The sequence below is a fragment of the Streptomyces sp. NPDC025806 genome (assembly GCF_055558275.1).
Genome location: NZ_JBVHMU010000017.1, coordinates 110,738 through 129,862, shown reverse-complemented (window position 1 = coordinate 129,862; position 19,125 = coordinate 110,738). Strand labels below are relative to the sequence as shown.

Annotated in this window: 16 protein-coding genes; 5 read left to right on the top strand and 11 right to left on the bottom strand. The window is 73.0% G+C overall.

The window, feature by feature from the left end; all coding sequences use genetic code 11:
- Positions 1-2 precede the first annotated feature (2 nt).
- From ACZ4E1_RS31720 to ACZ4E1_RS31705, 4 genes are all read right to left on the bottom strand, one after another.
- Positions 3-1,970: an ABC transporter permease gene (locus ACZ4E1_RS31720; protein WP_467545981.1), complete on the bottom strand. Its 1,968-nt coding sequence runs from the start codon at positions 1,968-1,970 to the stop codon at positions 3-5.
- Entirely contained in the window at positions 1,970-3,340 is a 1,371-nt protein-coding gene (locus ACZ4E1_RS31715) for a quaternary amine ABC transporter ATP-binding protein (RefSeq protein ID WP_467545979.1), read from the bottom strand. The genes ACZ4E1_RS31720 and ACZ4E1_RS31715 overlap by 1 nt, the downstream gene beginning before the upstream one ends.
- On the bottom strand, positions 3,340-4,884 hold the full coding sequence (locus tag ACZ4E1_RS31710) for a GMC family oxidoreductase (protein WP_467545977.1): 1,545 nt from the start codon (positions 4,882-4,884) through the stop codon (positions 3,340-3,342). Before ACZ4E1_RS31710 ends, ACZ4E1_RS31715 begins: the two co-directional genes overlap by 1 nt.
- Positions 4,885-4,984: 100 nt before the next feature.
- Entirely contained in the window at positions 4,985-6,487 is a 1,503-nt protein-coding gene (locus ACZ4E1_RS31705) for an aldehyde dehydrogenase family protein (protein WP_467545975.1), read from the bottom strand.
- A 232-nt stretch (positions 6,488-6,719) separates the two neighbouring features.
- Between ACZ4E1_RS31705 and ACZ4E1_RS31700 the strand changes: the two genes are divergently transcribed.
- Entirely contained in the window at positions 6,720-7,652 is a 933-nt protein-coding gene (locus ACZ4E1_RS31700) for a hypothetical protein (protein WP_467545973.1), read from the top strand.
- Here the strand turns inward: ACZ4E1_RS31700 and ACZ4E1_RS31695 are convergent.
- Positions 7,643-8,575 (bottom strand): LysR family transcriptional regulator, encoded by a 933-nt coding sequence (locus tag ACZ4E1_RS31695; protein ID WP_467546071.1) that lies wholly within the window; start codon positions 8,573-8,575, stop codon positions 7,643-7,645. The two genes, ACZ4E1_RS31700 and ACZ4E1_RS31695, sit on opposite strands and share 10 nt — an antisense overlap.
- A gap of 124 nt (positions 8,576-8,699) precedes the next feature.
- Between ACZ4E1_RS31695 and ACZ4E1_RS31690 the strand changes: the two genes are divergently transcribed.
- Both ACZ4E1_RS31690 and ACZ4E1_RS31685 read left to right on the top strand, forming a co-directional pair.
- Positions 8,700-9,629 carry a zinc-binding dehydrogenase gene (locus ACZ4E1_RS31690; RefSeq protein ID WP_467545971.1) on the top strand — a complete coding sequence of 310 codons (930 nt, stop codon included), beginning with the start codon at positions 8,700-8,702 and terminating at the stop codon, positions 9,627-9,629.
- A gap of 66 nt (positions 9,630-9,695) precedes the next feature.
- Positions 9,696-10,754 (top strand): alpha/beta hydrolase, encoded by a 1,059-nt coding sequence (locus tag ACZ4E1_RS31685; protein ID WP_467545969.1) that lies wholly within the window; start codon positions 9,696-9,698, stop codon positions 10,752-10,754.
- Between the two features lie 270 nt (positions 10,755-11,024).
- Here ACZ4E1_RS31685 and ACZ4E1_RS31680 read toward each other — a convergent pair whose 3' ends face one another.
- The 4 genes from ACZ4E1_RS31680 to ACZ4E1_RS31665 all read right to left on the bottom strand — a co-directional run bounded on the left by ACZ4E1_RS31680 (position 11,025) and on the right by ACZ4E1_RS31665 (position 15,006).
- Positions 11,025-12,017, bottom strand: coding sequence for a malate dehydrogenase (locus ACZ4E1_RS31680; RefSeq protein ID WP_399129087.1), 993 nt, complete (start codon positions 12,015-12,017; stop codon positions 11,025-11,027).
- Between the two features lie 366 nt (positions 12,018-12,383).
- Positions 12,384-13,427, bottom strand: coding sequence for a helix-turn-helix domain-containing protein (locus tag ACZ4E1_RS31675; protein ID WP_467545967.1), 1,044 nt, complete (start codon positions 13,425-13,427; stop codon positions 12,384-12,386).
- A 306-nt stretch (positions 13,428-13,733) separates the two neighbouring features.
- Entirely contained in the window at positions 13,734-14,153 is a 420-nt protein-coding gene (locus ACZ4E1_RS31670; protein WP_467545965.1) for a DUF3017 domain-containing protein, read from the bottom strand.
- Entirely contained in the window at positions 14,143-15,006 is an 864-nt protein-coding gene (locus tag ACZ4E1_RS31665) for a bifunctional methylenetetrahydrofolate dehydrogenase/methenyltetrahydrofolate cyclohydrolase (RefSeq protein ID WP_188337291.1), read from the bottom strand. Before ACZ4E1_RS31665 ends, ACZ4E1_RS31670 begins: the two co-directional genes overlap by 11 nt.
- Before the next feature lie 143 nt (positions 15,007-15,149).
- Between ACZ4E1_RS31665 and ACZ4E1_RS31660 the strand changes: the two genes are divergently transcribed.
- A complete protein-coding gene (locus ACZ4E1_RS31660; protein ID WP_467545963.1) occupies positions 15,150-15,815 on the top strand; it encodes an RDD family protein in 666 nt (221 codons plus the stop codon).
- Between the two features lie 71 nt (positions 15,816-15,886).
- Here ACZ4E1_RS31660 and purH read toward each other — a convergent pair whose 3' ends face one another.
- Positions 15,887-17,461 carry a bifunctional phosphoribosylaminoimidazolecarboxamide formyltransferase/IMP cyclohydrolase gene (gene purH, locus ACZ4E1_RS31655; protein WP_467545961.1) on the bottom strand — a complete coding sequence of 525 codons (1,575 nt, stop codon included), beginning with the start codon at positions 17,459-17,461 and terminating at the stop codon, positions 15,887-15,889.
- Positions 17,458-18,078, bottom strand: a complete 621-nt coding sequence (gene purN, locus ACZ4E1_RS31650; protein WP_467545959.1) for a phosphoribosylglycinamide formyltransferase — start codon at positions 18,076-18,078, stop codon at positions 17,458-17,460. The genes purH and purN overlap by 4 nt, the downstream gene beginning before the upstream one ends.
- Before the next feature lie 297 nt (positions 18,079-18,375).
- On the opposite strand from purN, the gene ACZ4E1_RS31645 reads away from it, so the two are divergent.
- On the top strand, positions 18,376-19,122 hold the full coding sequence (locus ACZ4E1_RS31645; RefSeq protein WP_467545957.1) for a hypothetical protein: 747 nt from the start codon (positions 18,376-18,378) through the stop codon (positions 19,120-19,122).
- The last annotated feature ends 3 nt before the right edge of the window (positions 19,123-19,125 follow it).

Genomic DNA, 19,125 nt, shown 5'->3' with positions numbered 1-19,125 from the left:
GTTCAGGCCCCCTTTCCGGTGGTGCGGCGTTCCGTCGGCTGGGTGACGCGGTCGAGCATGAGGCCGAGGCAGACGATCGCCGCGCCGGCGACGAGACCGGTGGCCAGTTCGCCGCGGGCGAGACCGGCGATGACGTCGTAGCCGAGGGCGCCGCCGCCGACGAGGCCGCCGATGATGACGACGGCGAGGACCAGGACGACGCCCTGGTTGACGGCGAGCAGCAGGGCCGGGCGGGCGAGCGGGAGTTGGACCTGGCGCAGTTGCTGGCCGGTGGTGGCGCCCATGGAGCGGGCCGATTCCATCGCGGCGGGGTCGACCTGGCGCAGGCCCTGGGTGGTGATGCGGACGACGGCGGGCAGCGCGTAGACGACGGCCGCGGCGACCGCGGGGGCGCGGCCGACGCCGAAGAGGGCGACGACCGGGATGAGGTAGACGAACTGCGGGAGGGTCTGGAAGACGTCGAGGACGGGCCGCAGCAGGCGTTCGAGGCGGGAGCTGCGGGCCGCGGCGATGCCGATGGCGAAGCCCAGGACCAGGGTCACCGCGACGGCGGCGAGGACCTGGGAGAGCGTGTCCAGCGAGGGCTTCCAGACGCCGAGGACACCGATCGCGGCCATGGCGAGCACGGCGGTCAGGGCGGTGCGCCAGGTGCCGATGAGCCAGGCGAGCGCGGCGACGATCAGCAGGACGGACCACCAGGGCAGCCAGGTCAGGCCCGAGCGGAGCGGGTCGAGGATCCAGGTGGTGAAGTGCGCGGCCCAGTCGGCGGTGCCGCCGATGTACGGGACGCCGCTGTAGAGGTGGTCGGTCATCCAGTCGACGGCGTCGTTGACGGGGGCGGCGATGCCCACCACCCAGGAGTCGGGCCAGTCGAGCCGGTCGGCGAAGCGGGAGGCGAGCGCGACGAGGACGGTGCCGGCCGCGACGACGCCCCACTTCCAGGGGGCGGGGGCGTGCTCGTTCGAGCCGAGGCGTTCGCCGGCCGCGCCGGTGACGCGGTCGAGGACGACGGCGAGCAGCACGATCGGGATGCCGGCGGCGAGTGCGGCGCCGACGTCGACGGAGGCGAGCGCCTGGTAGACGCGGTCGCCGAGGCCGCCCGCGCCGATGACGGAGGCGATGACGGCCATGGAGAGGGCCATCATGATCGTCTGGTTGAGGCCGAGCAGGAGTTCCTTGCGGGCCAGCGGCAGGCGCGCCGTGAGCAGCCGCTGGCGGGCGGTGGCGCCGAGCGAGGCGACGGCCTCCATGACGCCGCCGTCGGCGGAGCGCAGGCCGAGCGCGGTGAGGCGGGCCATCGGCGGGGCGGCGTAGACGACGGTGGCGAGGACCGCGGCGGGGACGCCCATGCCGAAGATCAGGACGACGGGCAGGAGGTACGCGTACGCGGGCAGCACCTGCATGGTGTCGAGGACCGGGCGCAGGGCGCGGTGCATGGTGTCGCTCAGGCCCGCGGCGAGGCCGAGCAGGGCGCCGAGGATCACCGAGGCGAGCACGGCGACGACCATCAGCGCGAGGGTCTGCATGGTCGGCACCCACATGCCGAGGACGCCGCAGACCAGGAACGCGGCGACGGCGCCCGCGGCGAGCCGGAGGCCTGCGACGCGCCAGGCGATGAGTCCGGCGGCGGCCGTCACTCCGGCCCAGCCGGCCGCGAGCAGCACCAGGTAGACGACGCGTACGGAGACGATGACCGCGTTGCTGATGTGGCCGAAGAAGTAGAGGAACAGCGGGTGGCTGTCGCGGTGGTCGAGGATCCAGGTGCTGGCGTCGGTCAGCGGCTGGGTGAGGTCGACCGTGAGGGCGTGGGGCCAGCTGCCGCTGGACCACTGGGCGTGCGCGAGCGGTACGAGGACGGCCGCGACGACGGCGAGCAGCAGGAGCTTGCCGAGGGCGCGGTGGCGTCGCAGGCCCGCGAGGGGACCCGCCCCGGTCTTCTCGAAGGGGGCGGTGGTCACGGCGGCTGCCATCAGACCGCCTCCTCGCCCTCGGGGGCCCGGTCCGTCGTGGCCCGGTCACCCGCCACGGAGGAGGCCTCGCCGGCGGAGGAGGCCTCGCCGGCGGAGGAGGTCCCGGAGCCGGAGGCGGTCCCGGAGCCGGAGGCGGTCCCGGAGCCGGAGGCGGTCCCGGAGCCGGAGGCGGTCCCGGAGCCGGCGTCAGCACCAGTACCACCGGCGGAGCCAGAGCCAGAGCCAGAGTCGGAGCCGGAGCCGGAGCCAGCGCCAGCGTCCGCGTCGGAGTCGGTTCCCGCCGGGGCGGCATCCGTGCCGGCGACGACGTCGATGAGCCGCTCGTGGTCGACGACGCCGAGGCAGCGCCCCTCGTCCATCACGCGCACCGCGAAGCCGGAGCGCGCGACGGCCTCGATGGCCTCGGAGACGGTCGCGTCGGGGGCGATGGCGGGGCCGCGCCCGGCCTCGTCGCTGTCGGCGGGGCGCATGGCGCGGCGCACGGTCATGACCTGCTCGCGCGGCACGTCGCGGACGAACTCGCGGACGTAGTCGTCGGCGGGGGCGCCGACAATCTCCTCGGGGGTGCCGAGCTGGACGATGCGGCCGTCGCGCATGAGGGCGATGCGGTCGCCCAGGCGGAGCGCCTCGTTGAGGTCGTGGGTGATGAAGACCATCGTGCGGCCCTCCTCGCGGTGCAGGCGCACGACCTCCTCCTGCATGTCGCGCCGGATCAGCGGGTCGAGCGCGCTGAACGGCTCGTCGAACAGCAGGACCTCGGGGTCGACGGCGAGGGCGCGGGCGAGGCCCACGCGCTGCTGCTGGCCGCCCGAGAGCTGCCCGGGGCGGCGCGATTCGAGTCCTTCGAGGCCGACCTTGGCGACGACCTCGGCGGCCTTGGCCCGGCGTTCGGCGCGGGAGACGCCCTGGATCTCCAGGCCGTAGGCGACGTTGTCGAGGACGGTGCGGTGCGGCAGCAGGCCGAAGTGCTGGAAGACCATGGCGGCACGGTGCCGGCGCAGTGCGCGCAGCCGGGTCTTGTCCATGGCGAGGACGTCCTCGCCGTCGATGGACAGGTCGCCGGAGGTGGGCTCGATGAGCCGGGTCAGGCAGCGGACGAGGGTGGACTTGCCGGAGCCGGACAGGCCCATGACGACGAAGACCTCGCCGCGCTTCACGTCGAAGGAGACGTCGCGGACGGCGGCGGTGCAGCCGGTGCGCGAGCGCAGCGCGGCGGCGTCGAGGCCGGCCAGTTCGGCGTCGGCGGGGACGCGTTCGGCCTTGGGTCCGAAGACCTTCCACAGGTTGCGGACGGCGAAGACGGAGTCCGACTGCGCGGACTGTCCGTCGTTGCGGGGGGCGGGGTCCTTGACGATGGTCTGCGTGTTCATCAGGCATGACCCCCCATCAGCTCGGCGCATTTCTCCCCGACCATGAGGACTCCGATCATCGGGTTCACCGCGGGCATCGTCGGGAAGACGGACGCGTCGGCGATACGGATGGACTTGAGGCCGCGGATCTTCAACTCGGGGTCGACAACAGCGAGTTCGTCGTCCGTGGCACCCATGCGGCAGGTGCCGGCGGGATGGTAGACGGTGTGGGCGACCTTGCGGGCGTACTCGCCGAGTTCCTCGTCACCGGTGATGTCCGGGCCGGGGCAGACCTCGCGCTTGAGCCAGCCGGCGAGCGGCTCGGTCTTCGCGATCTCGCGGGCGATCTTGATGCCGTCGACGAGGGTGCGGCCGTCGTAGTCGTCCTCGTCGGTGAAGTACCGGAAGTCGAGGGCGGGCTTGACCTCGGGGTCCGCGCTGGTGAGGTACACGCGTCCGCGGCTGCGGGGCTTGGGGATGTTCGGCGTCATGGACACCCCGTGCTCGGGCTTCTCGTAGCCGAGGCGCTCCGGGTTGTCCGTGAACGGTATTTGGTAGAAGTGGAACATCAGGTCCGGGCCGGCGGCCTCGGGGTCGCGCTGGATGAAGAGTCCGGCGTCGCTGTCCATGGCGCTGTTGTCGGGGATCGGCCCGTCGGTCTCCCAGACGATCACCGACTCCGGGTGGTCGAGCAGGTTCTCGCCGACGCCGGGCAGGTCGTGCAGGACCGGGATGCCGAGCTTCTCCAGGTCGGCCTTGGGGCCGATGCCCGAGTGCATCAGCAGGCGCGGGGTGTCGACGGCGCCGGCGCAGACGACGACCTCGTTCCGCGCGGATATCAGCGTCTCGACGCCGTCCTTGCCCCGCACCCACACGCCGCGGGCCGCGAGAGCCGCGTCGAACTCCAGCTTGTAGGCCCAGGTCTCCAGCAGCAGCGTGAGGTTGGGGCGGTCGCCGGCCTCCATGTGAGGGTGGAGGTAGGCCACCGAGGCGGAGGAGCGCTTGTTGTTCTCGGGGTGGTAGGCGAGGTCGAAGAAGCCGACGCCGTCCTTGAAGGGGCCCTTGTTGAAGCCCTCGACGCGCGGCACGCCGGTCGCGGCCTGCGCGGCCTCGACGAAGTCGCGGGCGATGGCGTTCCGGTCCTTCTCGTCGACGGGGACGATGTTGTTGCGCAGCTTGGTGAAGTACGGGTCCATCGCCTTGTGGTCCCAGCCCTCGGCGCCGGCCGCGGCCCACTCGTCCCAGTCGCCGGGCAGCGGCTTGAAGGAGATGAGGGTGTTGTGCGACGAGCAGCCACCGAGCACCTTGGCGCGGCTGTGCAGGATGTGCGAGTTGCCGCGCGGCTGCTCGGTCGTGGTGTAGCCGTAGTCGAGGTCACCGCCGAGCAGGCCGAGCCAGCGGCGCAGGGTGAGCACGTCGTCGCGGTCGATGTCGCTGGGGCCGCCCTCGATGACGGCGACGGTCACGTCGGGGTCCTCGGTGAGCCGGGAGGCGATCACCGATCCTGCGGTGCCACCACCGACCACGACGTAGTCGTACACGGACTGTTCGGGCTTCTCGGACATGCTTCAACTCCTAGGCGCTGCAAGGTTCTGCGCGTAATGAGGACGTACGTCGTTCAGGGCCGGGGGCGCGGCGGGGCGCCCCCGGCGAAGGCGGCGGGGGTCAGCCCGCGAACCACCGCACCGGCTTGGGCGCCAGGTTCTGGTACACGTGCTTGGTCTCGCGGTACTCGGCGAGTCCGGCGGGGCCGAGCTCGCGCCCGACGCCGCTCTTGCCGAATCCGCCCCACTCCGCCTGCGGCAGGTAGGGGTGGAAGTCGTTGATCCAGACGGTGCCGTGGCGCAGCCGGCCGGCGACCCGGCGGGCGCGGCCCGCGTCGGTGGTCCAGACGGCGCCGGCGAGCCCGTACTCGGTGTCGTTGGCGAGGGCGACGGCCTCGTCCTCGGTGCGGAAGGTCTCCACGGTGAGGATCGGGCCGAAGGTCTCCTCGCGCACGACCCGCATGTCGCGGTGGCACTGGTCGAGCACGGTCGGCTCGTAGAAGTAGCCGGTCGCGGGGCGGACCTCGGAGGGCTCGGGGCGCTTGCCGCCGCTGCGCAGCACGGCGCCCTCGGCGAGGGCGGAGGCCACGTAGGACTCGGTCTTGTCGCGCTGCTGCTCGCTGACGAGCGGGCCGCACTCCACGCCGTCCTCGGTGCCGCGGCCGAGGCGGATCTTCCCGGCGCGGCGGGCGAGTTCGGTGACGAAGCGCTCGCGCACCGACTCCTCGACGATGAGCCGGGCTCCGGCGGAGCAGACCTGGCCGCTGTGGATGAACGCCGCGTTGAGCGCCTGGTCGACGGCGGTGTCGAAGCCGTCCTCGGTCGCGCAGGCGTCGGCGAAGACCACGTTGGGGTTCTTGCCGCCGAGCTCCAGGGCGACCTTCTTGACGTCGGCCGCCGCGGCCTGGGCGACCTTGGTGCCGCTGACCAGTCCGCCGGTGAAGGAGACGAGGTCGACGCCGGGGTGGTCGGACAGGCGGGCGCCGACGGTGGCGCCGGGGCCGGTGACGATGTTGGCGACGCCCTCGGGGAGCCCCGCCTCGACCAGCAGCTCGACGAGGACGACCGTGGTCAGCGGCGTGATCTCGCTCGGCTTGATGACGAAGGTGTTGCCCGCGGCGAGCGCCGGGGCGATCTTCCAGCTGGCCTGGAGCAGCGGGTAGTTCCAGGGGGTGATCATCGAGCAGACGCCGACGGGCTCGTGCACGACGACGCTGTGGATCTCGTCGGACCCGGCGTCGACGACCCGGCCCGCGCCCTCGCCGACGACGAGGTCGGCGAAATAGCGGAAGGCGTCGGCGACGCAGTCGACGTCGATGCGGCCCTCCTCGACGGTCTTGCCCGCGTCGCGGCTCTCCAGGAGGCCGATCTTCTCGCGGTCGCGGACCAGGAGGTCGGCGGTGCGGCGCAGCAGCGCGGCGCGCTCGGCGACCGGGGTGTGCGGCCAGGGGCCCTCGTCGAAGGCCCGGCGGGCAGCCTCGATCGCGGCGTCCGCGTCCTCGGTGCCGCCTTCGGCGATCACGGCGAAGGGCTTGGCATCCGCCGGGTCGAGGATCTCGCGGGTCGCCCCTGAGGCGGCGCCGCGCCACTCTCCGCCGACATGGATGGTGTGTTGTGCTGACACGTCCTGCTTCGCCTTCCGTTCCAGATCAGTTCCCCCGACCACCGCACAGGTCGTTCGTACGCACTGAAGTCGCACTCCGCGGTGATGTCGGAAGCCCCTGCCCGGGGGTGGGCAAAGCATGCGCAACCCATGGCCAAAAGTGCGCTGTGTCACCGCGCGCGTCGGCGAAACCGGCGAAACGTACCCTGAGGAACGTTCTGTCCGGAGGGGTACGCAACTGAAGACGACGCGCATGAAGACGCAGCAGAAGAAGGCCCGCGGGAAGCCGCAGAAGAAGGCACAGAAGCAGGTGCGGAAGCAGTCGCGGAAGCAGGCGCCCGGCGCGGAGAAGGCGGGAAAGGCAGGTCAGACGGGCCAGGCCTGGGTTCTGGTCCTCGCCGTGGTCACTGCCGCGCTCCTGGCCGCCACCGCCCGCTCGGGCGGTGGCGACGGCGGCACGGACGGTGACCGCCGCGACGCGAAGGCGGCCGCCGCGCCCCGCGCCACCACCCCCGGCGCGCTCGCCGCGCAGGCCCGGCAGGCACTGCTGACCGCCCCGTCACTGCATGTGACGGTCACGGACCGTTCCGAGGGCGCCGGCCGCTCCGCGCCGTCCGCGCTGGACCTCTCCCTGGACCGGGAGGGCGACTGCAGCGGCACGGTCACGTTCGGTGCCCGCGGCGCGGCCTCCGTCCTGCGCCGCGGCGACCGGGTGTGGCTGCGGATGGACGCGGCGTTGTGGCGGGCGCGGGTGCCGGGCGCGGCGGGCCGGGCCCTGGCCGAGCGGATCGACGGCCGTTACGTCACCGGCCCCGCCGCCGACCCGACACTGAAGGACCTCGCGAGCGTGTGCGACCTGGACGCCCTGCGGGCCCAGCTTCGCGCGGACGCGCGGGACGAGACGATCACGCAGCGGGGCCGGCCGCGCACCCTGCACGGCGTCCGCGTCGTCCCGCTTAGGGGACACACCCTGACCGGCACGGGCACGGGCGACCGCGGCACGGACGTCACCCTGTTCGTCACCGCGAGCGGCCCGCCCCGCCTGATCGAGTACTCCCGCACCGGCGGGCGCACCGACCTCGCGACGCGTTACGCGGACCAGGGCGCGCCGGTACGGGTGACGGAGCCGCCCGCGTCGGACACGGTCGAGGTCTCCCGGCTCGGGAAGGCGAAGGGTCAGGGCTGATCGAGGTCCGGCAGCCAGTCCCGTACCGGATCGTGGTCGAGCCATCGCCGCCGCCCCGCCAAGTCGGCGCAGGCCCGCAGGAGTTCGGCGATCGCGGGATGCTCGCGTCCGGCGGGCCACACCAGGGACCAGGCGTACAGCGGGGTCGGTTCGACGAGGGGGACGACGCGCAGACCGGGATCGCGGGGCAGCGGGACGTCCGCCGGGAAGAGGGTGAACTGATCGGGCTGGTCCCGCAGTTGAGCGAGGAACGCGTCGAGGCCGAGATTGGGCCCGCCCTGCCGCGCCTCGATGCCGAACCGGTCGGCGAACCGGGTCAGGAAGTCGAGCCGTACGGTCTCGGCGGGATAGCGCAGCACGTACGGGCGCAGGTCGGCGGGGCGGAGGGCGTCCGCGGCGGCCAGCGGGTGCCGGGCGCCGAGCACGGCGTCCACGGGTTCGAGCCGCACCAGCCGCCGGACCAGCCCCGCGTCGGGCAGGGCGTGCACGCGGCCGAAGCCCGCGTCGATGTCGCCGCGCGCCAGCGCCTCGGCGACGGACGGGTAGTCGCGGCCCGCCCCCGATTCCACCCGGAGTCCGGGCGCGGCCTCGATCATCGCGGCGACGGAGCGCAGCGGTGCGTACAGGTGCCCCCAGACGTCGATGCGCAGCGGGCCGGGCGCGGCGCCGCGTGCGGCCTCGACGGCGGTGCGGCCCGCGTCGAGGAGCCGCCGGGCCGGTTCGAGGAACCGGGCGCCCTCGGCGGTGGGCGCCACCGCCTGGGCTCCCCGCTCGAAGAGCCGGACCCCGAGTACGCCCTCCAGCCGGGCGACCCGCTTGGACAGGGCCTGCTGGGTGATCCCGAGCCGGCCGGCGGCCCGCCCGAAGTGCCGCTCGTCGGCGACGGCGGCGAAGGCGCGCACCTGCGCGAGATCGAGGTCCAGGTCGAGGTCGCCGTTCACACCGTTCACACCGTTCACACGAGGCACCCTACGGAACAACCACCGGTTGTCGCCCCCGTTCACCGGTTGTTGGACCGCCCCGGCCCGCCCCGGGTCCACTGGCCGCATGAGAGCCTACGCACCCACCGGCCTGGCCCACACGGGCGCACCGCACGTCGTCCTCACCGAGCGCCCGCAGCCCCGCCCGCGCCCCGACGAGGCGCTGATCAAGGTCGAGGCGTACTCCGTGAACCGGGGCGAGACCTTCAAGCTGGAGGAGCCCGGGGCGACTTGGCTCCCGGGCAAGGATGTCGCCGGGCTCGTCGTGCAGCAGGCGGCCGACGGGAGCGGGCCGGAGGCGGGGCGGCGTGTCGTCGGGCATCCGATGGACGGCGGCTGGGCCGAGTACGCCGCGGTGCCGACGTCGGCGCTCGCCGCGCTCCCCGACAGTGTCGACACCGTGCGGGCCGCGGCGCTGCCCCTCGCCGGGCTCACCGCGCTGCGGCTGCTGCGGGCGGCGGGTCCGGTGGGCGGCCGTCGCGTCCTGCTGACCGGCGCCTCGGGCGGGGTCGGCCATTACGTCACCGAGCTGGCGGCGGCCGCCGGGGCCCGGCTGACCGCGGTCACCTGTTCGCCCGAACGCGGGGCGCGGCTCCTGGAGTTGGGCGCGGAGCAGGTGGTGCACGACGTGGCCGCGGCGACGGGCCCCTACGACCTGGTCCTGGAGTCGACGGGTGGCGGCGTGCTGCCGGCCGCCCTCGCGCGCCTGCGCCGCGGCGGCACGCTGATCTGGTTCGGCCAGGCCTCCCGCACCCCGGTCACCCTCGACTTCTTCGACTTCTTCAAGGGTCCCGAGTCCGCGCGGCTGCGCCACTTCCACTACATGGACTTCCCCGAGTCGTTCGCCGACGACCTGGCCGCGCTGGTGCGGCTCGTCGCGGGCGGGCGGCTCCGCCCCGAGCTGGGCCGGGTCACGGACTGGGCCGACACCGCAGCGACGCTCGTCGACCTGCGCGAGCGCCGTATCCGCGGCAACGCCGTCCTCACCCTCTCCTGACGCCCCCGAAGACACCCGCGTACGCCCCACTGCACCCCAGTACACCCTGAGAATCCCGGAGCACTCATGCCCACCCCCTTCTTCCGCCAGCCCGGCGTCCTCCCCGACTTCATCGCCCAGAACCGCTCCCGGACGTACGGCGCGGGCCTGGACCCGTACGCGTACGAACGCGTCACGAGCGAGCTCACCGACCTCTTGGACTGGCCCGGTGCCTTCATCGGCGAGGGGCGTCGGCAACGCGCGGACGGGGAGCGGTTCGAGGCGGGCGGTGCGGTGCGCTCGGCCGGGGAGGCGTACCGGCGGGCGGCCCGCTGGTTCCACTGCGCCGTGCTGCTGCCGCACCCCGACCGCGAGGAGGCCGCGTACGCCGCGCAGCAGGCGGACCAGGCGATGGACCGCGCGCTCGCCCTCCTCGAACCGGACGCCGTGCGCATCGAGGACCACTCGTTCGCGGGCCGGCTGCGCGGGGCCGCACACGCGGGGCGGGGCGTGGCCGTCGTGGTCCCGGGGCTCGACTCGTCCAAGGAGGAGTTCCACGGCCTGGCGGACGCGCTGCTCGCGCGCGGGGTCGCGGTCTTCGCGATGGACGGGCCGGGGCAGGGGGTGCGGGCTGCGACGACCACGGTGGACGCCGACTACCACCACGTCGTGGCGCGGGTCGTCGACGCCCTGCACGCCCGTCCGGGCGGCCCCGTCCCCGTCGCCGTCGTCGGGCTCAGTCTCGGGGGCTACTACGCGGCCTGGAGCGCCGCGCACGAACCGCGGATCCGGGCTGCGGTCACGGTCAGCGGGCCGTACCGGCTGACGGGGTGGGACGACACGGTGCCGTTCGTGCGGGAGACGCTGGCGCTGCGGAGCGGTTCGGAGCGGGCCGGGCGGGAGTTTCTGGCCCGGGTCGATCTCCGGGAGGCGGCGCCGCGGATCGGGGTGCCGCTGCTCGTGGTCGACGGGGCGGAGGATGTGATCCCCGGGGTCGAGAACGGGGCGGGGCTTGCCGCGGCGGCGCCGTTCGGGGAGTACCTGTCGGTGCCGGGCGGGGATCATCTGCTCGGCACGGTGCGGGAGCGGTGGTTGCCGGTGGTGGGGGACTGGATCGCGGGGCGTCTGCGGGGTGCCGGTTCGTAGGCGGGTGCCGGCCGGTGGGGGCTGGTCGCGCAGTTCCCCGCGCCCCTGAAATGCATGGCGCTGCGCGCCGCATTTCCCCGATGCCTCAGCGCCCGATGAGATCGCGCACGCAGTGCGCATCTCAGGGGCGCGGGGCTGTGCCTGTCAGCGGCTCCGCCGCGGGGCGCGACCAGCCACGACGCACCCGCACCCTCACCACACACAAAAGCCACCCGCGGTGGGTCGTGACGAACCGCCGCGGGTGGCTACCGCTCCGTGGAGCGGCCGGGATCAGATCAGGCCGAGCTCGCGGACGGCGTCGCGCTCCTCCGCCAGCTCCTTCACCGACGCGTCGATCCGCGCGCGCGAGAACTCGTTGATGTCCAGGCCCTGGACGATCTCGTACTTGCCGTCCTTCGTGGTGACGGGGAACGAGGAGATCAGGCCCTCCGGGACGCCGTAGGAGCCGTCCGACGGGATGCCCATGGAGGTCCAGTCGCCCTCGGCGGTGCCGTTGACCCAGGTGTGCACGTGGTCGATCGCGGCGTTCGCGGCCGAGGCGGCCGAGGACGCGCCGCGGGCCTCGATGATCGCGGCGCCGCGCTTGGCGACGGTCGGGATGAACGTGTCGGCCAGCCACTTCTCGTCGCCGCCGATGGCCTCGATGGCCGGCTTGCCCGCGACGGACGCCTGGAAGATGTCCGGGTACTGGGTGGCCGAGTGGTTGCCCCAGATGGTGAGGCGCTTGATGTCCTCGACCGACGCGCCGGTCTTCTGGGCCAGCTGCGTCAGCGCGCGGTTGTGGTCCAGGCGGGTCATCGCGGTGAAGCGCTCGGCCGGCACGTCCGGGGCGGCGGCCTGGGCGATCAGCGCGTTGGTGTTGGCCGGGTTGCCGACGACGAGGACCTTGATGTCGTCCGCGGCGTGGTCGTTGATGGCCTTGCCCTGCGGCTTGAAGATGCCACCGTTGGCGGCCAGCAGGTCGCCGCGCTCCATGCCCTTGGTGCGCGGGCGCGCGCCGACGAGCAGGGCCACGTTCGCACCCTCGAAGCCCTGGTTCGGGTCGTCGAAGATGTCGATGCCCTTGAGCAGCGGGAAGGCGCAGTCGTCGAGCTCCATGGCGGTGCCCTCGGCGGCCTTGACGCCCTGCGGGATCTCGAGGAGGCGCAGCTTGACCGGCACGTCCGCGCCGAGCAGGTGGCCAGAGGCGATGCGGAAGAGCAGTGCGTAGCCGATCTGGCCGGCGGCGCCGGTGACGGTGACGTTCACAGGAGTGCGGGTCATGGCGTTCTCCGTAGGACAGCGGGGTTTTGATCGATCTCTCTACATCAAGAGATCCGCCGGTCAGGCTATCGCGCCCCAACCCGGGCGGACCTACCGGTTCGTGTGGCTCAGCCCACAGCCGCACCGTAGTGCACTCCTGCGAGTCACGGACCGCAGGCCTGTTCACACCGAAGCGGCCGCCGGCCCGATGTCGTCGGGCCGGCGGCCGCCGTGGGGGTGCCACTGAAGTGACCGATCCCGTGGGGGTACTGCGCGCCTTCCCCGAAGGCGCGCCCCCATGCGCATCGCCCGCACATCGCCCGCGCAGCACGCGCGCGTCCCCTCGCCGCGATGGCCCGGCCGGGTGACCCGCGCAGGAGCCCGGAGCTACTGCGTGCAGACCTTCGTGCCGGTGGCGAGGGTCGCGCAGGCCTTGGCGTCCGCGGCCGAGCCGACGGCCAGCATCGGCGTGTACGCGTCCGTGTCCGCCTTGCCGACCAGTCCCTTCTTCGAGGACTCGGTGCCGGACTGCAGGAGCACGCTGTCGCCGGGGGCCGCCCCCTGGACGCGGGCCCAGGCGGCCTTGCACGTCTTGCTGTAGCGGACCTGGACGACGGTGGTGCCGGACCTGGCCTCCGCCCCGTTGGACGCGAGGTCGCCGCCGCAGCCCATGGCCTCCGGGTCCTTGCCGGTGCAGCTCTCCCCCACGCACTCGACGCCCGCGGGCAGCTTCGGCGCGCTGGTCGTCGGGGTGGGTGACGGCTCGGCCTTCTCGGGCTTGTCGCCGCCGTTGGTCAGTACGTAGGCGAGGGCGACGACGAGCGCGGCGCCGACGAGGCCCGCCACGATCATGGTGATGCGCCGGCCACCCCCGTTGCCCTTGCCGCCCCCGTTCCCGTCTCCACCGCGGCGGCCCCCACCGCCGGGCGCGGCCGGGGCCGCGGGGGTCGCGGAGGGGCCGAAGCCGTCGGAGCGGTGCCCCATGGCCGGCGAGACGCCCGCCGGGCCCGCGACGCCGGTGGGCCGGGCCGCGGTGGCGCTGCCGCCCCGGCCGCCGCCCTGGGCCGCACGGCTGCCCGGCGCGTCACCGCCGAACTCTCCCAGTGCCGCACGGGCCTGGGAGATGCGTATCGCCTCCATGGTCATGTCGTGGCGCATCTCCGAGCGGCTCCAGGCACGCTCGGCGAGCTCCCACATGGTGGTCAGATGCATCGGATTGGTGCCCGTGACCTCGGCGAGCGCGACGATCGCGCCCTTCGGCGGGAGCAGCCGCCCGTTCAGATACCGCTCCCACGAGGTCTTGCTGTAGCCCGTGCGGTCCGACAGCGCGGCGATCCCGAGCCCGCTGCGGTCGACCAGCCGGCGCAATTGGCTGGCGAACTCCTTGACCTGCGGATCGAGTTCGTCCGGTAGCGCCTTCCAACGAGGCATTGCCTTCCCCCTATTCCCCCCGTTACGTGCCTGATTCCCCCGCGCCGCACCAACGCTTCGGCCCCCACTGCCTACCCATTGGGATGCGGGTAGCCAGGATGTCAGTTCCCCGGCAGGGGGCGCACGGGGGCATCCGGCCCCACCCGCGCCGCGTCGCGCCCCCGCGCGCCGCACCAGGTCCGGGACGTCCGGGACGCTCCCTATTTTCCAGGCTATGTGCGCGATCCGCCCCCGTGCGGCCAAATCCCCGATCCTGCCCGGAGATCACCACACAGGGACGGACTCGCTCCGTTCGTCACCGGCCGGTCAGCGCACGGTGAAGTGCAGGGTGTCCTGAAGGAAGGGGATCTTCAGCCACGGTTCGGGCTGGGCCATCAGCGCGAGCAGCACGATGACGGCCCCGAGGATCCCGTAGGTCAGCAGGTCGGTGAAGCGGGAGCGTACGGCGAGCATGCCGACGCTCGGCAGCACCCAGCGCATCACGGCCCCGCCGAGCAGCGCGACGCCGACCAGGATCGTGCCGATCCGGAACAGGTCGAAGGCCGTCAGGAGCAGCCCGAGGCCGGTCACCGCGAGGACGGCGATCAGCGGCCACTGCCGGGCGGGCGCCGGGGCGCCGCCCGGGGCGGCGCGACCGCCGCCCTCGGGGCGCGCCGTGTCGCGGGTCCACCGCGGGAAGCGGCGCGTGCCGTGCTTCTCCCCGCCGGTGGTCACGTCAGCCGACACCGTTCGCGTTCCGCTCCGCGGCCTCGACCACGTTGACGAGGAGCTGGGCGCGGGTCATGGGGCCGACACCGCCCGGGTTGGGGGAGATCCAGCCGGCGACCTCGGCGACGCCGGGGTGCACGTCGCCGACGATCTTGCCGCTCTCGTCGCGGGAGACGCCGACGTCGAGGACGGCCGCGCCGGGCTTGATGTCCTCGGGCTTGATCAGGTGCGGCACACCGGCGGCGGCCACGACGATGTCGGCGCGGCGCAGGTGGGCGGCGAGGTCACGGGTGCCGGTGTGGCACTGGGTGACCGTCGCGTTCTCCGACTTGCGGGTGAGCAGCAGCGGCATCGGGCGGCCGATGGTGACACCGCGGCCGACGACGACGACCTCCGCGCCCTTGATCTCCACGCCGTGCTCGCGCAGCAGCGTGATGATGCCGTACGGAGTGCAGGGCAGCGGAGCCGGCTCGTTCAGGACGAGGCGGCCGAGGTTCATCGGGTGCAGGCCGTCGGCGTCCTTGGCCGGGTCCATCAGTTCGAGGATGCGGTTCTCGTCGATGCCCTTGGGCAGCGGGAGCTGGACGATGTAGCCGGTGCAGGCCGGGTCCTCGTTGAGCTCGCGGACGACGGCCTCGATCTCCTCCTGGGTGGCCGTGGCCGGCAGCTCGCGCTGGATCGAGGCGAGGCCGACCTGCGCGCAGTCGCGGTGCTTGCCCGCCACGTACTTCTGGCTGCCGGGGTCCTCCCCCACGAGGATCGTGCCGAGGCCGGGCGTGACGCCCTTCTCCTTCAGCGCCGCCACGCGGGCGGTCAGGTCGGACTTGATCGCGGCTGCGGTGGCCTTGCCATCGAGAATCTGGGCAGTCATGCCGCCATTGTTCCAGGGCGGCCCTCGTTCACCCAAGTTGCACTTGCACAACGGCCCCCGTAACCGGCTGGACAGGGGCCCGGTCCGTTGAGAAGCATGATCGGCACCGCTCTCTCCTTGTCGTCCCCGGAGGAAAACCCGCCATGAGTTTCGGCGACCCGAACAACCCTTACGGCCAGCAGCCGCCCCAGGGCAACCCGTACGGACAGCAGGCCCCACAGGGTGTGCCGCCGCAGGGCTACGGCTACCCGCAGCAGCCTGGCCAGCCCTACGGCGCCTATCCGCAGCAGCCGGGCGGCCCGATGGGCCCCGGCGTCCCGCCGCTCGCCTCGATGGGCCGCCGCTTCGGCGCCCGGCTGATCGACGGTGTCCTGTTCTTCCTCGTCTACGCGGTGTTCCTCGCGCCGAAGTTCACGGACCTGCTCGACCAGGTGACGGCGTGCGACGCGAGCTCGCCGACGTACGACACCTGCGTGAACGACGCGGTGTCGGACTTCCAGTCCGGGGTCCTGCCGGTCGCCGCCCTGTTCATGGTCGTCGTGCTCGCCTACGAGGTGCTGATGATCGCCTTCGCCGGCGCCACGCTGGGCAAGCTGGCGGTCGGCATCCGCGTCCTGAAGGTGGACGACGGGCAGAAGCCGGGCATCGGCGGCGCGTTCCTGCGCTGGGTCATCCCGACCGTCGGCGCGTTCGCCTGCGGCATCGGCCAGCTCCTCGTCTACCTCTCGCCGTTCTGGGACAAGTCCGGCCGCATGCAGGGCTGGCACGACAAGGTCGCGAGCACCGTCGTGGTGAACGTGAAGGGCTGACCGCCCCGCGTCGCGACGAGGGCCCGCCGGTCGGTGACCGGCGGGCCCTCACCCGTTCACTGCTCCGTGCGTCAGTGGAAGAAGTGACGCGTGCCCGTGAAGTACATCGTCACGCCCGCCTTCTTGGCGGCCTCGACGACCTGCTCGTCACGGATGGAACCGCCGGGCTGCACGATCGCCCGCACGCCGGCGTCGAACAGGATCTGCGGCCCGTCCGGGAACGGGAAGAACGCGTCGGAGGCGGCGTACGAGCCGCGCGCCCGCTCCTCGCCGGCCCGCTCGACGGCGAGCTTGCAGGAGTCGACGCGGTTGACCTGGCCCATGCCGACGCCGACCGAGGCGCCGTCCTTGGCGAGCAGGATCGCGTTGGACTTCACGGCGCGACAGGCCTTCCACGCGAACGCCAGCTCGTCCAGCTCGCTCTGAGAGAGGGCGTCGCCGGTCGCGAGCGTCCAGGTGGCCGGGTTGTCGCCGTCGGCCTGGAGGCGGTCGGCGACCTGGAGGAGCGCGCCGCCGTCGATCTGCTTCGTCTCGACCTTCGCGGACGGGCCGTTCGGGGCGCGCAGCACGCGGATGTTCTTCTTCTTGGTGAGGGCTTCGAGCGCGCCGTCCTCGTAGTCGGGCGCGACGATGACCTCGGTGAAGATGTCGGCGACCTGCTCGGCCATCTCCTTGGTGACCGGGCGGTTCACGGCGATGACGCCGCCGTAGGCCGAGACCGGGTCACAGGCGTGGGCCTTGCGGTGGGCCTCCGCCACGTTCGACGCGACGGCGATGCCGCACGGGTTGGCGTGCTTGATGATCGCGACGCACGGGTCGGTGTGGTCGTACGCGGCACGGCGCGCGGCGTCCGTGTCCGTGAAGTTGTTGTACGACATCTCCTTGCCGTGCAGCTGCTCGGCCTCGGCCAGGCCGCCGGTGCCGTCGACGTAGAGGGCCGCACCCTGGTGCGGGTTCTCGCCGTAGCGGAGCACGTTCTTGCGCTCGTAGGTGGCGCCCAGGAAGTCGGGGAAGCCGGAGGAGTCCGCGGCGGCGTAGTCGTCGGCGAACCAGGAGGCGACGGCCACGTCGTAGGCGGCGGTGTGCTGGAAGGCCTCGGCGGCGAGCCGCTTGCGGGTCGTGAGGTCGAAGCCGCCGTCCTTGGCCGCCGCGAGGACGTCCGCGTAACGGGCCGGGCTGGTGACGACCGCGACCGACGGGTGGTTCTTGGCGGCGGCGCGGACCATCGAGGGGCCGCCGATGTCGATCTGCTCGACGCACTCGTCGGGGGTGGCGCCGGAGGCGACGGTCTCCCGGAACGGGTACAGGTTCACGACGACGAGGTCGAAGGGCTGCACGCCGAGCTCGTCGAGCTGCTTGCGGTGGTCCTCCAGGCGCAGGTCGGCGAGGATGCCGGCGTGCACCTTGGGGTGCAGGGTCTTCACGCGGCCGTCGAGGCACTCGGGGAACCCGGTGAGCTCCTCGACCTTGGTGACCGGCACCCCGGCACCGGCGATCTTCGCGGCGGTGGAACCGGTGGACACCAGCTCGACGCCCGCCTCGTGGAGCCCGCGCGCGAGGTCCTCCAGACCGGCCTTGTCGTAGACGCTGACCAGGGCCCGGCGCAGGGGCCGCTTGTTGCTTCCGGCGGTGTTTTCCGCGGTCACGGGATGACTACCTTTCGTCCCTCGATGGTGAAGCCGTCACGGGCCAGACGCCCCACGACCTCCACGAGCAGGGTGCGCTCGACTTCCTTGATGCGCTCGTGTAGAGCGCTCTCGTCGTCCTCGTCCCGGATCTCGACCACTCCCTGGGCGATGATCGGGCCGGTGTCGACACCGTCGTCGACGAAGTGGACGGTGCATCCGGTGACCTTGGCGCCGTACGCGAGGGCGTCGCGCACGCCGTGCGCACCGGGAAAACTGGGCAGCAGGGCGGGGTGCGTGTTCACGAACCGGCCGCCGAACCGGGCGAGGAATTCCTTCCCCACGATCTTCATGAAGCCCGCGGAGACCACGAGGTCGGGCTCGTACGCGGCGGTCGCCTCGGCGAGGGCGCGGTCCCACTCGTCGCGCGAGGCGTGGTCCTGCACGCGGCAGACGAAGGTCGGCAGTCCCGCGCGCTCGGCGCGCTCCAGACCGGCGATGCCCGGGCGGTCGGCGCCGACGGCCACGATCTCGGCCCCGTACGCCTCCGCGCCCTGCGCCGCGACGGCGTCGAGCAGTGCCTGCAGATTCGTGCCTGATCCGGAGACCAGCACGACGAGGCGCTTGGCCTTGGCCACGACGGGGCCCTTTCTCGGGAACTGAGCGTCTTGCGACTTTGTATGGTCGTACAAAGGCTTCGGTGTCCCCGATACGGGGAACCCTACGAAGCGGCCGACCGCCAGCAACGATACCGGCACTCCGGACAGCCCCCGCGGGACGGGGGCCGGGGCGGGAGGTAGCGTCAGCGTTCAGGATGCGCCGGTGAAGACCGGCGCGGGACGGAACGCCGGGCGGTTGTGGGACGTTGACGTGACGAGCACACCGCCCGACCGACGTTCCACCTCGCCCACGACCTAGGGGAAGACGCACACCTGATGCCGGATCGAAGCCTTCGCCTCCCGCTGCACGCCGGCGCCGTCCTGTCGCGCGAAGGCCGACCCACGGAGAAGGAGCCGGAGGCACCCGAGTCCTCCGGGTCCTCTTCCGGTGACGACAATCCCTTCGCGCCGCCGCCCGAGGGCACGCCCGACCGCCCCTGGCAACCGCGCCGCCCGGAGGGCTCCGACGACTCCGAGGGCCAGGCGCCCTGGGGTGGCCAGTGGAGCGACCGCCAGCCCGGCCGCACCGGCGGCGGCCGCTTCGGCGAGCGTCCCGGCGGGGGCGGCGGACAGGGCGGCCCCGACGGACAGGGCCCCGGCCCGGGCGGCGGCATGCGCTGGGACCCCACGGACCCGGTCCAGCGCCGCGCGCGCTACGCCCTGCTGTCCGGCATGTGGGGCTTCTTCTTCGCCCTCTTCAGCTGGCCGTACGTGGCCCTGTTGCTCGGCGCGCTCGCCCTGTACTGGGGCATCAGCGCCCTGCGCGGCAAGGGCGGCGCCCCGGACCCGGACGCCCCGAAGCCGGCGCCCGCGCCGGAGCCGACCCGGTCGCCGACCACGGCGGCGGTGGGCGGCCTGGTGACCGGCGGACTGGCCCTCGCCCTGGTCGCCGCGATGTTCAGCTTCAAGCTCGTGTACGCGGACTACTACGAGTGCCGGGCGGACGCCCTGACGAACGCGGCGGAAAAGTCCTGCGAGCAGCAACTCCCGGAGCAACTCCGCCCCCTGCTGGGCACACGCTGACCC